Raw genomic sequence first — 13,664 nt, 5'->3', positions numbered from 1 at the left:
CCCGGACGTGCTCACGCGAATCAGTCACTGGCGTGACCGATCCGCGGTCGGCCGTGCCTGGCCGACCTGAGAGGTTGAAAAACTCACAACCTCTCAGTTCTTCAGTTCGCCGTCGAGGTAATACCAGCGGCCGTCCAGGCGCACGAAGCGGCTGGTCTCGTGCTGGCGTTGCGCGCGACCGCCGCCCAGGCGGTAGCGGGCCACGAACTCGACCACGGCATGTTCGTCATCGATCTGCCGGGCCTGCCGCACCTCCAGCCCGAGCCAACTGGGCGGCGGTTGCTGCGCCGCCAGTCGCAGCGTGTCCGGCCGGGTGTCGGGATGCCAGCTGGCCAGCAGGTAGTCCTCGCGCTTGAGCACGTAGGCGCTGTAGCGCGAGCGCATCAGTTGCTCGGCGCTGGCGGCGACGCCGCCGTCATGCAGCGATCCGCAACAGGCGGCGTAGCCGGCCGGGTTGCCGCAGGGGCATGGGGTCAACGTATCGATGGACTTCATGCCGCCTTTGTACCCGGTTCGGCGGATTCGTGCAGGCGGGCCTCAGCGCCTGTGAAGAAAACCACTTCCTGTGGTTTTCTTCTATCGCGAGTCCGGCGCATGTCCGGACTCGCTCACATGAAACAGTCACTTGCGTGACTGCTTCATGCCCGGCCCTCGTGGCCGGACTGAGAGGTTGAAAAACTCACAACCTCTCAGCCGCGGCGATGCCACACCCGACAGCGGTTGTTCGCCGGCATCGCGATGTCGGCAACCAGCTGCAGGCCGGCCTGGCTCGCCAAGGCATCGACCGCTTCCGCATCGCGGATCGCCATGCGTTCGCCGCGTTCCTTCAACCAGACGTCGAACGCGGCATTGCTCTGGCTGCTGTAGCGGCCGTCGTAGTTGAACGGGCCGTAGATGACCACGACGGCATCGCTGGCGAGGATCGTGGGCAGTCGCGCAAACAGCTGCCGCACTTCGTCCCAGCACATGATGTGCAAGGTGTTGGCGCTGAACAGCGCGTCGAACGACCCGGCCGGCCAGTGGCCGCCGACGTCGAATTCCAGCGGCGCCGGCGTGTTCGGCAGTCGTGCATCGTCCAGCCAGGCGCGGATGCCGGGCAGGTTTTCGCGACGGTCGGAACTCTGCCAGGTCAGCTGCGGCAGTGCCGCGGCAAAGTGCACGGCGTGCTCACCGGTGCCGCTGCCGATCTCCAGCACGTGGCGACGATCGGCGAACTGCTCGCGCAGCACGTCGAGGATCGGTTCGCGGTTGCGCTGGCAGGCAGGCGAGCGAGGTTTTTCCACGCCGCGATCGATTCAGGCCGGATGGCCGCGCAGCACCCGCGCCGGCAACATCAGCAGCGCGCGGAGGAAGGCGAACACCGCGCCGACGGTGATGCCGACCAGCCGGAACGGCAGAAGGACCAGCCACACGATCGGATAGAGCACCAGCGCGAGCAACGCCAGCGGCCAGCAGAACACCAGCAGCAACAGCCAGAGCAGGAAACCAGCCATCGGTCGTTCCTCGCGGTTGGGGATGTCGGAGATTCTAGCGCAGCCAAAACGGCGGCCACAGGTGACTCTCGGCACCCCGCCGTCAGGCGGCCACGGCCTCGACCCGGACGACCAGGGCCACGGTGTCGTCATGCAGGGTGATCTCCACCGGGCCAGCCGCCGCGGGGCGCCAGGCGTCGCCGGCCTGCAGGCGCCCGTCCGAGGTATCGATCGCGCCGCGGGCGCAGAAAACCAGGGCGGTGCCGGCGTCTATCATGCGCGTGCCGGTTGTCGTCCATGCCTGCACCTCACCGCGCACCCGGGCGCGACGCAGCATCAGGTTGAAGTCGCGGGTGGGACCGCCGGCCAGGGACACGGCGACTTCCGTTTCGCCGGCGAAGGCGAACGGGGCGAACGGCGTGGTCAGAGCATGGACGCGGCCGTCGTCCAGCGTCATCGTGAAGCCGGCGCCGTCGAGCAGCACGATCTGCCGGTCGATGCCCGGAAAAAGCGAGAACGGCGCCGCGCTGTCGACCTCGGCGATGCTGACCCGCCAGTCGAAATCGTCGCCGTGGGCCAGCGCCGGATGGACGGCTATTTCGCGGGTGCGGCCCAGGCCGTTCTTCCACGGCTGCGACGGGCAATCGGCGAGGCGGATGATCATGCGGTTCTCTCGATGACGCGCTCGAACGGCGGCAGCGCGCGCAGCATGCCCGCGCCGTAGCGCTTGGTGACCACGCGGCGGTCCAGCAGCACGATGCGGCCGTGGTCGGTCTCGTTGCGGATCAGGCGGCCGCAGTATTGGGTGAGCAGGCGAGTGGCCTCGGGTATGCTGACTTCGATGAACGGGTTGCGCCCGCGCGATTCCAGCCACTCGGCATAGGTGGCGCCGACCGGATCGGTGGGCACCGCGAACGGCAACTGGGTGATCACCACCGTCTCGCAGAACTTGCCCGGAAGATCGAGGCCTTCGCCGAACGAGGCCAGCCCGAACAGCGTGCTGCCCTTGCCGGCCTCGATGTCGGCGCAGTGTTCTGCGACCAGCTGCGACTTGCCCAGCGAGCCTTGCGCGCGCACCTTGCGCACCTGGGCGATCGGCAGTTTCTGCAGCACGCGGTCGAGTTTCTGGCGCGAGGTGAACAGCACCAGATTGCCGGCGTCCCAATCGAGGTTTTCCGCCAGCCACTCGCTGATTTCTTCCGCATGCGCCTCGCGGGCGTCGGGCATCGTGCGCATCGCCGGCACTTCGAGCCGTGCCTGGGCGGCGAGGTCGAATGGCGAGGGCAGGCTCAAGGTCACCGCGTCATTGGGCAGGCCGACGGCGTCGGCGAAGCCGCGGAAATTGCCGCCCGCGCTGAGCGTGGCCGAGGTCATCACCACGCCGCTGGCGTTGTCCCACAGCACGTTGCGCAGCAGTCCTGCCGCGGATACCGCCGAGGCGTGGCAGACCAGTTGCTGGTCGGCACCCAGCGTCACCCAGCGCGCTGTAGGTGGCGCGTTGTCGGGATCGTCGCTGGACCATGCACGCCAGCAGGCGGCCTGCTTGCCGATGCGTTCCAGCGCCATGCCCAGTTCGCGCGACAGCGCTTCCTGGGTCGGCCCACCATCGGTCATCTCGACCACCGCGCGACGTACTGCGGCGAGCCAGCGCTGCACGTCGCCGGTGAGCAGGTCGAGCATGCGGGCGTGTTCCACCCACGGTTCGGGCAACTGCCCCAGCGAGCCCCGGTACATCGGTTCGTTCTCGGCCGGGTCGGGCAGCCAGGCCAGGCGGATTTCCTTCTCCAGTTCCTCCAGCGTGTTGCTGAGCTCCTGCAGTTTTTCGTCGCCCTGGTCGAGGCCGAGCTTGCCCAGGCGTTCCTTGTCGGTCAGCGAATAGGCCGCGTGCACCTGCCGGCCGAGCCGGCTCAGCTGGCGCACGGTGGCGGTCATGTAGACCTCGGCGGCGCCGCGGTCGATCGCCTTGCCCGGCACGTGGTGGCCTTCGTCGAAGATGTACAGCGTCTCGTCCGGCCGCGGCAGGATCACCCCACCCCAGCCCTGCACGCCCTCGGCGCTGCCTTCGCCCGGCATGGTCAGGTCGGCCAGCACCAGGTCCTGGTTGGCCACGATGATCTCGGCGTCGTCGACCGCACGACGCGCGGCGAAGAACGGGCAGTTCATGAACTGCCCGCACTTGCGCCCGGTGCAGCCGCCGGCGCTGGTGGTGATCATCGGCCGCAGCAGGTCGCTGACCGGTTCGGGCGCGCTGTCCATGTCGCCGTTCCACTCGTTGTGGTCGAACGCCACGCGCAGCTTGGCCAGCGACTGCTTGTCGCGCGCCTGCGGCGGCTTCGCCCACAGCATCAGGTCCGACTCGAAACCGGCCAGGCCCATCTGCGCGTCGTGGATGCTGTTGGCGGCCATCAGCAGGTTGCGTGGGCACAAGTAGCGACCGCGGCCCTTGGCCAGCGCCACCTTGGCCTCGATGCCGTTGAGCTGCAGGTACAGCGGGATGTCCCGTTGCACCAATTGTTCCTGCAGCGCCACCGTGGCGGTGGCGATCAGCAGCTTCTTCTTCTGCGCGCGTGCCACCTCGACGCCGGCGATCAGGTAGGCCATCGACTTGCCGGTGCCGGTGGGCGCCTCGATCACCGCCACACCGCCGGTCTGGCCGAAGGCCTTGGCCACTTCGGCGATCATCTTTCCCTGCGAGGCGCGCGCACGGAAACCGGGCAGGCCGTCCTTCAGGCGCGCGTAGGCGGCGCGGATGGCGTCTTTGGTGGTGTCGGCAAGCATGGACGAATCGGCAACCTGTGGCGCGGTCGCGGCGGGGCGTCGGCAGGATCGACGGCCGGCGCGGATGACCGGGTACAAAGGCACAGTCTATCGGTATTGCGTGTTCCGCCCCATGCAGGCAGGCTCGGTCCTGTCTGGCGAGGTCTTGCCGCGTCGGTGCGAAGCGGTATCCTGACCAACCGGCGTTGGCAGGCCCGGGACTGGGGGAGTCTTCAACGATGAAGCAGGCGGGCGCGGTCGGCTCGGCATCGTACGAGGGAGCGCAGCAGCTGAGCTGGCTGGCTCGGCTGATCATCGCGCATACCCCGGAGGAAGTGGCCACCGGCGTGGCCGGCCTGGTCGGGGCGCATCCGGATTGCCTGGCGGCCGAAGTCCTGTGGGGCAGCGGTGCCCTGGAGTACGTGCAGCAGCACAGTCCGGGGTTGGTGGCGGCAGCCGACGCGCCCTGGCTCGATGCCGCGCGCGCCACCTCTCAGCCGCAGTGGCATGCCGACGGTCGCCGCGCCGCCGTGCGGCTGTGCGAGCAGCCCGAACCCGTGCTGCTGGTGGTGCGCACGGCGCAGCCGGCATTCGACCTGTTCGAGGCGTTGCGGGAACCGCTGGAGCTTGCCGGGCAACTGCTGCAGCGGGCGCTGGAATGGGTGGAACTGCGCGATTCGCACGAACAGCTGGAGCGCTCGGAGAACCTGCAGCGCGCGCTGTTCGCGATCTCCGACCTGGCCGGCTCCGAACGTGACATGCCGGCCATGCTGCGCGGCATCCATGCCATCGTCAGCACGCTGATGTACGCGGAAAACATGTTCATCGTGACGCGCAACGCGGGCGAAAACACGGTGCGCTTCCTCTATTACGTCGATGTCGTGGACCCCGCCATCCCCGGCGACGGCCAGGACATGCCGATGAGTGCGATCGAGCACACGCTGACCTGGTACGTGATGCGCGACGGCAATGCGCGGATGGGCGACGCGGAGGAGCTGCGCAACCAGGCGCCGGGTCCGGTGGCCGTGATCGGGCCGGACAGCCACGACTGGCTCGGCGTGCCGATGCTGCGTGACGGTCATGTCGGCGGCGCGCTGGTGGTGCAGAGTTACCAGCAGAACATCGGCTTCAGCGAGGAGGATCTCGCCCTGTTGCAGTTCGTCGGCAGCCACATTCTCACGGCGCTGGAGCGCAAGCAGGGCAAGGACGAACTCGAGCGCCAGGTGCAGCAACGCACCGTGCAGCTGGCCGAGGCCAACCGCGGCCTGCAGATGGAAGTGGTCGAACGCCAGCGCGCCGAGCATCTGCAGGCGGCGCTGTTCCGGATCGCCGAGATGGCCACCGCCGACATCGATCAGGACGCCTTCTACCGGCGCGTGCACGGCGTGGTCGGCGAGCTGTTGAACGCGGAGAATTTCTTCATCGCGCTGCTTTCCGATGATCGCCAGAAGCTGACCTTTCCCTACTCGGTGGACGCCGTGCTGGCGCCGCCGGCTGAGCGCCCGCTGGGCCGCGGCCTCAGCGAGTACGTGCTGCGCCAGGGTACCGAGTTGCGGCTGGACAATGCGCAGATCGAGGAGCTCGAACGACAGGGCGAGATCGCGCCCGGCCGCATGGGCTCGCCGGCGATGTGCTGGCTGGGCGTGCCGCTGGTCGTCGGTGACGAGGTGATCGGCCTGGTCACCGTGCAGAGCTATCGGCCCGACGTGGTATACGGGCCGGCCGACCAGGAACTGCTGAGTTTTGCCGCATCGCAGATCGCCAACAGTCTGAGCCGCCGGCGCTCGGCCGAGACGTTGCGGCGCGCCTACGGCGAACTCGAGCAGCGGGTGGAGGAACGCACGCTGGCGCTGCGCAAGGAAATCATCGAGCGCGAGCGCATGCAGGACCAGCTGCGCCACCAGGTCATGCACGATTCGCTGACCGGCCTGCCCAATCGCAGCTACCTGCGCGACCGCATCGATCGCGTGCTGGCCACGATGCGGCACAACCCGGACCAGCGCTGCGCGCTGCTGTACCTGGACGTCGACCGCTTCAAGATCATCAACGACAGCCTCGGCCACCTTGCCGGCGATGAAGTGCTGAAGGAAGTGGCGAACCGCCTTGCCGCCTGCGTGCGCCATCCCGACCTGGTGGCGCGCCTGGCCGGTGACGAATTCGCGATCCTGCTGGAACAGGAAGATTTGCCGCCGGCGGCCACCACGGTGGCGCAGCGCGTGCTGGATGCGCTGGGCCCGCCGATGCTGGTGGCCGGCAAGGAACTGCAGGTGACCGCCAGCGTCGGCATCGCGATGGGCGACGACCACTACGCCACCGCTGACGAGATGCTGCGCGATGCCGACATCGCGCTGTATCGCGCCAAGGAACTCGGCCGCAAGCGCTTCGCGATGTTCGACGAGACGCTGGCCAAGAACGTGGTCGACGTGCTGGCGATGGAAGGCGAGTTGCGCCAGGCCTTGCAGCACGACCAGTTCGAGCCGTACTTCCAGCCGATCTGCGCCCTGGACGGCAGTGACCGCGTGCTCGGCTACGAGGCGCTGATCCGCTGGAACCATCCCCGGCGTGGCGTGCTGGTTCCCGGCGATTTCCTGAAGATCGCCGAGGACAGCGGCCTGGTCGAGGCGATCGACTGGCGCATGTTCGAATTGAGCTGCCGGGAACTGCTGCGCCATGGTGACGGCGAGGCGTTCATGACCATCAACGTCTCGGCCCTGCACCTGCGCCACACCGATTTCGACCGCCGCCTGGTGCAGCTGCTGGAAACCACCGCGTTGCCGCCGTCGCGGCTGGTGGTGGAAGTCACCGAGGGCGCCCTGCTGGACAATCCCGAACACGTGCGGGCCACGCTGGACCGCCTGCGGCTGATCGGCGTCGGTGCCGCGCTGGACGATTTCGGCACCGGCTATTCGTCGCTGAGCTATCTGCATTCGCTGCCGCTGCGCATCCTGAAGATCGACCGCGCCTTCGTGCACGAACTGGACAAGGGCGCGAACACCTCGGGGACCACGGTGGTCGCGGCGATCCTGGCGCTCGCGCGGGCGCTGAACATCCAGGTGATCGCCGAGGGCATCGAGACGCCGATCCAGCGCGGCGCGCTGATCGCGATGGGTTGCGAGATGGGCCAGGGCTACCTGCTCGGCCGCCCCGCGCCGATCGCCCGGCCATCGGCGACCGTCGGTGGCGCGGCCTGAGTCCGCAGCTCAGCCGTTCGCAGCAATCTGCCGCAAGGCCTGCTCGAACGCCTCCGGCGGCTGGCCACCGGAAATCAGGTGCTGGCCGTTGACGATGGTGGCCGGCACCGAATGGATGCCGCGCGAGGTGAAGAACCGTTCCTGCTCGCGGACATCGTCGGCGTACTCGTCGCCGGCCAGGATCTGCCGTGCGCGTTCACCGTCCAGGCCCGCCTCGATGGCCAGGCGCTGCAAGGTGTCGTGCGCGCTGACGTCTTCGCCATCGGTGAAATACGCGCGCAGCAGGATCTGCTTCAGCGCCAGCTGGCGACCTTCCAGCCCGGCCCAGTGCAGCAGTCGGTGCGCATCGAAGGTGTTGTAGACGCGGCTGCGCCGGTCCATGTTGAAGGTGAAGCCCAGCGCCGCGCCCCGCTCGCGGATCGCCGCGCGGTTGGCGTCGATCTGCTCGGCGCTGCTGCCGTACTTGCGCACCAGGTGCTCGGTGGAATCCTCGCCTGCGGCCGCCATCTGCGGGTTCAGCTCGAACGGCTGGAGGTGGATCTCGGCGCTGATCTCGCCGTCGAGCCTGGCCAGCGCCTGCTGCAGCGAAGCCAGTCCCACCGCGCACCAGGGGCAGGAAACGTCGGAGACGAAGTCGATGCGGAGGGCGGCGGGGGTGGTCATGGCAGGTCTTCGAACGGGGATCGGATGCTCCAGAATTGGGGCGTTGCACGGCTGTTCAATGGCAACGGGGGGTGATGCTCACCGGGTGATGCTCAAGGCCACCGCCTCGGCGATCCTGATCCCGTCGACGGCGGCGGAGAGGATGCCGCCAGCGTAACCGGCGCCTTCGCCGGCAGGATACAGGCCGCGGGTGTTGAGGCTTTGCAGGCTGTCGTCGCGCTTGATGCGTACGGGTGAGGAGGTGCGCGTCTCCACGCCGGTGAGGATCGCGTCGGGCATCGCGTAGCCGCGAACCTGCCGCTCGAATGCGGGCAGCGCTTCGCGGATCGCGGCGAGGGCGTAGTCGGGCAGGGCGCTGTCCAGGCTGTCAAGCATCACGCCGGGCTTGTACGACGGCTGTACCTCGCCGAACTCGCGCGAGGCCCGGCCGGCGAGGAAATCGCCGACCAGCTGCGCCGGCGCGCTGTAATTTTCGCCGCCCAGCACATAGGCGTGGCTTTCCAGCGCACGCTGCAGCGCGATGCCGGCCAGGGGGCCGCCGGCGGGATCGAACGCGGCAAAGTCAGCCGGTTCGATGCCGACCACCACTGCGGCGTTTGCGTTGCGCTCGTTGCGCGAATACTGGCTCATGCCGTTGGTGACCACGCGGCCCGGTTCGCTGGTGGCCGCCACCACGGTGCCGCCGGGGCACATGCAGAAGCTGTACACCGAGCGGCCGCTGCCCGCGTGGCTGCCCTTGCAGTGGTGCACCAGCTTGTAGTCGGCCGCGCCGAGAATCGGATGGCCGGCCTGCGGTCCGAAGCGGGCGCGATCGATCACCGATTGCGGATGTTCGATGCGGAAGCCGATCGAGAACGGCTTCGCTTCAAGATAGACGCCGCGGGCGTGCAGCATCTCGAAGGTGTCGCGTGCGCTGTGCCCCAGCGCCAGCACCACATGGTCGGAGCGGATCTGCTCGCCGCTGGCCAGGGTGACGCCGCGCACGCGGCGTTCACCGTCCGTGTCGGTGTCGATCAGCAGGTCGTCCACGCGCTGGCTGAAGCGGATCTCGCCGCCCAGCGACTCGATCGTCTCGCGCATGTTCTCCACCATCGAGACCAGCCGGAAGGTGCCGATGTGCGGCTTGCTGACGTAGAGGATTTCCTCCGGCGCGCCGGCCTTGACGAACTCGGTCAGCACCTTGCGGCCATGGTGCTGCGGATCGCGGATCTGGCTGTACAGCTTGCCGTCGGAAAACGTGCCGGCGCCGCCCTCGCCAAACTGCACGTTGGACTCCGGATGCAGCTCGCGCTTGCGCCACAGGTCCCAGGTGTCCCTGGTGCGCTCGCGCACGGCCTTGCCCCGGTCGAGGATGATCGGGCGGAAACCCATCTGGGCCAGGACCAGTCCCACGAACAGCCCGCAGGGGCCGAAGCCGATCACCAGGGGACGATGGGGCAGTTGCGCGGGCGCCTTCGCCACGAAGTGGTAGTCGGTGTCCGGCGTCGGTTGCACGTGCGGATCGTCGGCATGGCGCTGCAGCAGCTCGGCCTCGCGCGGCGTGTCGATGTCCACGGCATAGATCAGCGCGATCGCGCCGCGCTTGCGCGCGTCGTGGCCACGCCGCGCCACGGTGAAGCTGCGGATGTCGGTCGCCGCGAGGTGCAGTCGCTTGCGGATCGCCGCCGCCAGTTCGGCCTCGTCGTGATCAAGGGGCAGCTTGAGGTCGCTCAGTCGCAGCATGGTCCAGCGTTCCGTGAAGGCATCAGTTGCATGCGACGATTTTCGCAGATCGCGCCGCCGCGAAGGTCGCGGCGGCGCGCGGCGATCAGGCCTGGCCGATGAAGTCGGTCTTGCCGATGTCGGTGCCGGCCTCGCGCAGGATGTTGTACGCGGTGGTGCAGTGGAAGAACAGGTTGGGCAGCAGGAAGTGCAGCAGGTAGGTCTGGCCGTCGAAATTCATCTCGCCGTTGCGCATCTTCAGGTGGATGGCGCGGGTCTCGCTGCCGTCGATCTGCTCGGCGGTGAAGCTCCTGATGTATTCGATCGAGCGCTCGATCCGGCTGTACGCCTGGGCCAGCGTGGTCTCGTTGTCCTCGAAGGACTGCGGCTCGGCGCCGGCCAGGCGGGCGGTGCCGCGGGTGGCCATGTCGCAGGCGATCTGGATCTGCTTGATCAGCGGCAGCATGTCGGGGATCAGTCGCGTCTGCAGCAGCACTTCTTCGCTGACGTTCTTCGCCTTCGCATGTTCCTCGCCCTTCTTCAGCACGTGGGTGAGGTTGCCCAGCGCGCGGACGAAAACGGGAACGGCGGCCTGATGCATGGAAAGTGTCATGGGTGGGTTTCCTGGGGTGGGTGGGTCAGGGGTGGATGGGTCTGCGGATGGGGCGGTGAAGACGGGTGGAGCGCGGCGAATGGCGGCATGTCGCCGGGCGGGACATCGGGTAGCGGGTCCGCGGGCGGCGCGACGGCGGCGGATTTCCCCGCTCCGCGCGTGGCGCGGGCGGCGATCACCAGGCCGATCAGCATCAGCGTGGCCGAAAGCAGGAAGGCTACACCCGGCAGATGGATGGCTGAACCCGGGGCGATCGACAAGGCGAAGATCTGCGCGAACAGGTACGGCCCGAAGATGCCCGCGAAACTGCCCAGGCTGCCGATCGCGCCCTGCAGCCGGCCCTGTTCGGACGGGTCGACTTGCTGCGTCATCAGCGACTGGATCGGCGGCATCGCCAGACCCCACAGCGCCAGCAGCGGAATGCCGAACAGGAAGACCCGACCCACGTCGGCCAGCCCCATCACCAGGAACGCGCCCACGCCGAACAGCATGCCGGCCAGCAGCACGCGGCGCTCGCCGAAGCGCGGCGCCAGCCTGCCGGTGAGCACCGCCTGCACGAAACCGTCGCAGCCACCGACCAGCATCAGCACGTAGCCGACCGCCTGCGGGCCCCAGTGATAGCGGTAATCCGCATACAGCACGAATACCGTCTGCAGCACGTAGTGCGCGAGGTAGACCAGGAACAGCACCACTGCCAGCTGGAACACCTGCCGCTGGCGGCGCAGCAGTTTCAGCGAGCCGAACGGGTGCGCGCTGTGCAGCTCGATGCGGGCGGTGCGGCGCTCCTTCGGCAGCGATTCGGGCAGGATGAAACAGCCGTACAGGAAGTTGCACAGCGCCAGTGCCGCGGCCACCCAGAACGGCAGGCGCAGCGCGATGCCGCCCAAGAAGCCGCCCAGCCCCGGCCCGATGATGAAGCCCAGTCCGAACGCGCTGCCCAGGATGCCGAAGGCGGCGGCGCGCTTCTCCGCCGGGATGATGTCGGCGACATAGGCATTGGCCGTGCTGAAGCTGGCCGCGGTCATGCCCAGCAGCACGCGCGCCCCGAACAGCAGCCACAGCGTGGGTGCCAGCGCCAGGATCACGAAATCCACGGCCAGGCCCAGGTTGGAAATCAGGATCACCGGCCGCCGCCCGAACCGATCGGACAGCGCGCCCTGCACCGGCGAGAACACGAACTGCACGATCGCGAACACCGTGCTGAACACGCCCACCCACCACGCCGCCCGGGCAATGCCGCCGCCGGCCAGCTGCTCGATCAGGTGCGGCAGCACCGGAATGATGATGCCGAACGCCAGCATGTCCAGCAGCACGGTGACGTAGATGAAGGCCAGCGCGGCGCGATGGCGCGGAGCGACAGGCATCGGCGACTGGTCCATGGGCATGGCGAGGCGGAGGGACTGCGACGATAGCCGAAGCGGGGGCGCCGCGGCATGTGCATCCGGTCAGGTATCGGCGCGGCATCGGCGCGATACCATGGAGCATTCTCCTGCCAGGACTTCCCTCATGGTTCGACGTCTGCTTCCCGTCTGTCTGCTGCTGGCGCTCGCCGGCTGCTCTTCCCACCAGGACGCGCCGGCGCAGGCGCCGGTGTCGAAGGAGGAACTGGCTCCCGCGCCCGCCGCCAGTGCACCCGCCGCCGCAGCGCCGGATGCCGGCGAGTCCGTCGCGGCCGTGCGCAAGCATCTGGCCGACTATGCCACGGTGAAGCTCACTGCCGACCTGTCGAAGTTCGATGCGCAACAGCAGCAGATGATCGCGTTGCTGGTCGAGGCAGCGGACAGCATGAACGCGCTGTACTGGAAGCAGGGCTGGGGCGACAGGGACGCGCTGCTGGCGAAGATCAGCGATCCGTCGGTGCGCGAATTCGCCGAGATCAACTACGGCCCGTGGGACCGGCTGGACAACGACAAGCCCTTCGTCGACGGCATCGGTCCGCGTCCGGCCGGCGCGCAGTTCTACCCGGCCGACATGACGAAGGAGCAGTTCGAGCAGTCGCCGCTGAAGGACAAGACCGGGCTGTACACCCTGCTGCGTCGCGACGACAAGGGTCAGCTGATCAGCGTGCCCTACCACGAGGCGTACAAGGCCGAACTGGAAAAGACCGCCGGCCTGCTGCGCGAAGCCGCGAAACTGGCGAAGGATGCCGGCTTCCGGAAATACCTCACGATGCGCGCCGACGCGCTGCTCAGCGATGACTACCAGGCCAGCGACTTCGCCTGGATGGACATGAAGAGCAACCCGGTCGACATCGTGATCGGCCCGATCGAGACCTACGAGGACCAGCTGTTCGGCTACAAGGCCAGCTATGAATCCTACGTGCTGATCAAGGACCAGGCCTGGAGCGCGAAACTCGCGCGCTTCGCCAAATACCTGCCCGAGCTGCAGCGTGGCCTGCCGGTGGCCGACAAGTACAAGGCGGAGAAGCCCGGCTCCGACGCCGACCTCAACGCCTACTTCGCCATCTACTACGGCGGCGACGCCAACGTGGGCGCCAAGACCATCGCGATCAACCTGCCCAACGACGAGCAGGTGCAGCTGAAGAGGGGCACCCGCCGCCTGCAGCTGGAAAACGTGATGCAGGCGAAGTTCGACAAGATCATGCTGCCGATCGGCCATGAGCTGATCGCCGACGACCAGCAGAAGAACCTCACCTTCGACGCGTTCTTCCAGAACACCATGTTCCACGAAGTGGCGCACGGCCTCGGCATCAAGAACGTGCTGGACAAGAGCGGGCTCGACAGCAAGGTCACCGTGCGCAAGGCGCTGAAGGACCAGGCCTCCAGCTTCGAGGAAGGCAAGGCCGACATCCTCGGCCTGTACATGGTCAGCAAGCTGGCCGACAAGGGCGAGCTGGACAAGTCCAGGCTGATGGACAACTACGTCACCTTCCTCGCCGGCATCCTGCGCTCGGTGCGCTTCGGTGCTTCCGACGCGCACGCCAAGGCGAACATGGTGCGCTTCAACTTCTTCAAGCAGCAGGGCGCATTCAGCCGCGATGAGACCACCGGCCGCTACCGCGTCGACTTCGACAAGATGACCGCGGCGATGAACGCGCTGTCGGCCAAGCTGCTGACCATCCAGGGCGACGGCGACTACGAAGCGGCGAAGCAGCTCACCGAACAGATGGGCAACGTCGATGCCCAGCTCGCCGGCGACCTGAAGCGACTCGACCAGGCGCACATCCCGGTCGACATCCGTTTCGAGCAGGGGCTGGACGTGCTGGGCCTCAAGCAGCCCTGATGCGTGAGTACGTGAGGACGTAGG

11 protein-coding genes are annotated in these 13,664 nt (G+C 67.7%); 2 read left to right on the top strand and 9 right to left on the bottom strand.

Annotation, left to right across the window (positions count from 1 at the left end):
- Nucleotides 1–93 precede the first annotated feature (93 nt).
- From UU7_RS15710 to dinG, 5 genes are all read right to left on the bottom strand, one after another.
- Complete coding sequence (locus UU7_RS15710) at nucleotides 94–495, bottom strand: YchJ family protein (protein ID WP_007810019.1); 402 nt, start codon at nucleotides 493–495, stop codon at nucleotides 94–96.
- A 194-nt stretch (nucleotides 496–689) separates the two neighbouring features.
- Complete coding sequence (locus UU7_RS15705) at nucleotides 690–1,283, bottom strand: DUF938 domain-containing protein (protein WP_007810017.1); 594 nt, start codon at nucleotides 1,281–1,283, stop codon at nucleotides 690–692.
- A 12-nt stretch (nucleotides 1,284–1,295) separates the two neighbouring features.
- Nucleotides 1,296–1,493 (bottom strand): hypothetical protein, encoded by a 198-nt coding sequence (locus UU7_RS15700; protein ID WP_007810015.1) that lies wholly within the window; start codon nucleotides 1,491–1,493, stop codon nucleotides 1,296–1,298.
- 82 nt (nucleotides 1,494–1,575) lie between these two features.
- Nucleotides 1,576–2,136 (bottom strand): HutD/Ves family protein, encoded by a 561-nt coding sequence (locus UU7_RS15695; RefSeq protein ID WP_007810014.1) that lies wholly within the window; start codon nucleotides 2,134–2,136, stop codon nucleotides 1,576–1,578.
- On the bottom strand, nucleotides 2,133–4,250 hold the full coding sequence (gene dinG / locus UU7_RS15690; RefSeq protein ID WP_007810012.1) for an ATP-dependent DNA helicase DinG: 2,118 nt from the start codon (nucleotides 4,248–4,250) through the stop codon (nucleotides 2,133–2,135). The genes UU7_RS15695 and dinG overlap by 4 nt, the downstream gene beginning before the upstream one ends.
- A gap of 218 nt (nucleotides 4,251–4,468) precedes the next feature.
- On the opposite strand from dinG, the gene UU7_RS15685 reads away from it, so the two are divergent.
- The gene (locus tag UU7_RS15685; protein WP_007810011.1) at nucleotides 4,469–7,420 is read left to right on the top strand and encodes a bifunctional diguanylate cyclase/phosphodiesterase; all 2,952 of its coding nucleotides are present in this window, start codon (nucleotides 4,469–4,471) and stop codon (nucleotides 7,418–7,420) included.
- A gap of 9 nt (nucleotides 7,421–7,429) precedes the next feature.
- On the opposite strand, the gene UU7_RS15680 is transcribed toward UU7_RS15685, so the two are convergent.
- The 4 genes from UU7_RS15680 to UU7_RS15665 all read right to left on the bottom strand — a co-directional run bounded on the left by UU7_RS15680 (nucleotide 7,430) and on the right by UU7_RS15665 (nucleotide 11,782).
- On the bottom strand, nucleotides 7,430–8,083 hold the full coding sequence (locus tag UU7_RS15680; protein WP_007810009.1) for a DsbA family oxidoreductase: 654 nt from the start codon (nucleotides 8,081–8,083) through the stop codon (nucleotides 7,430–7,432).
- A 78-nt stretch (nucleotides 8,084–8,161) separates the two neighbouring features.
- Nucleotides 8,162–9,805, bottom strand: coding sequence for an NAD(P)/FAD-dependent oxidoreductase (locus UU7_RS15675; protein ID WP_007810007.1), 1,644 nt, complete (start codon nucleotides 9,803–9,805; stop codon nucleotides 8,162–8,164).
- Between the two features lie 85 nt (nucleotides 9,806–9,890).
- Nucleotides 9,891–10,397, bottom strand: a complete 507-nt coding sequence (locus tag UU7_RS15670) for a DUF1993 domain-containing protein (RefSeq protein WP_007810005.1) — start codon at nucleotides 10,395–10,397, stop codon at nucleotides 9,891–9,893.
- Nucleotides 10,394–11,782: a TCR/Tet family MFS transporter gene (locus UU7_RS15665; protein WP_425480520.1), complete on the bottom strand. Its 1,389-nt coding sequence runs from the start codon at nucleotides 11,780–11,782 to the stop codon at nucleotides 10,394–10,396. Before UU7_RS15665 ends, UU7_RS15670 begins: the two co-directional genes overlap by 4 nt.
- Nucleotides 11,783–11,903: 121 nt before the next feature.
- On the opposite strand from UU7_RS15665, the gene UU7_RS15660 reads away from it, so the two are divergent.
- On the top strand, nucleotides 11,904–13,640 hold the full coding sequence (locus UU7_RS15660) for a dipeptidyl-peptidase 3 family protein (protein WP_007810001.1): 1,737 nt from the start codon (nucleotides 11,904–11,906) through the stop codon (nucleotides 13,638–13,640).
- Nucleotides 13,641–13,664 lie beyond the last annotated feature (24 nt).

The organism is Rhodanobacter spathiphylli B39 (genome assembly GCF_000264295.1).
Taxonomy (GTDB): domain Bacteria; phylum Pseudomonadota; class Gammaproteobacteria; order Xanthomonadales; family Rhodanobacteraceae; genus Rhodanobacter; species Rhodanobacter spathiphylli.
This window is presented reverse-complemented; position numbering and strand designations above follow the sequence as displayed.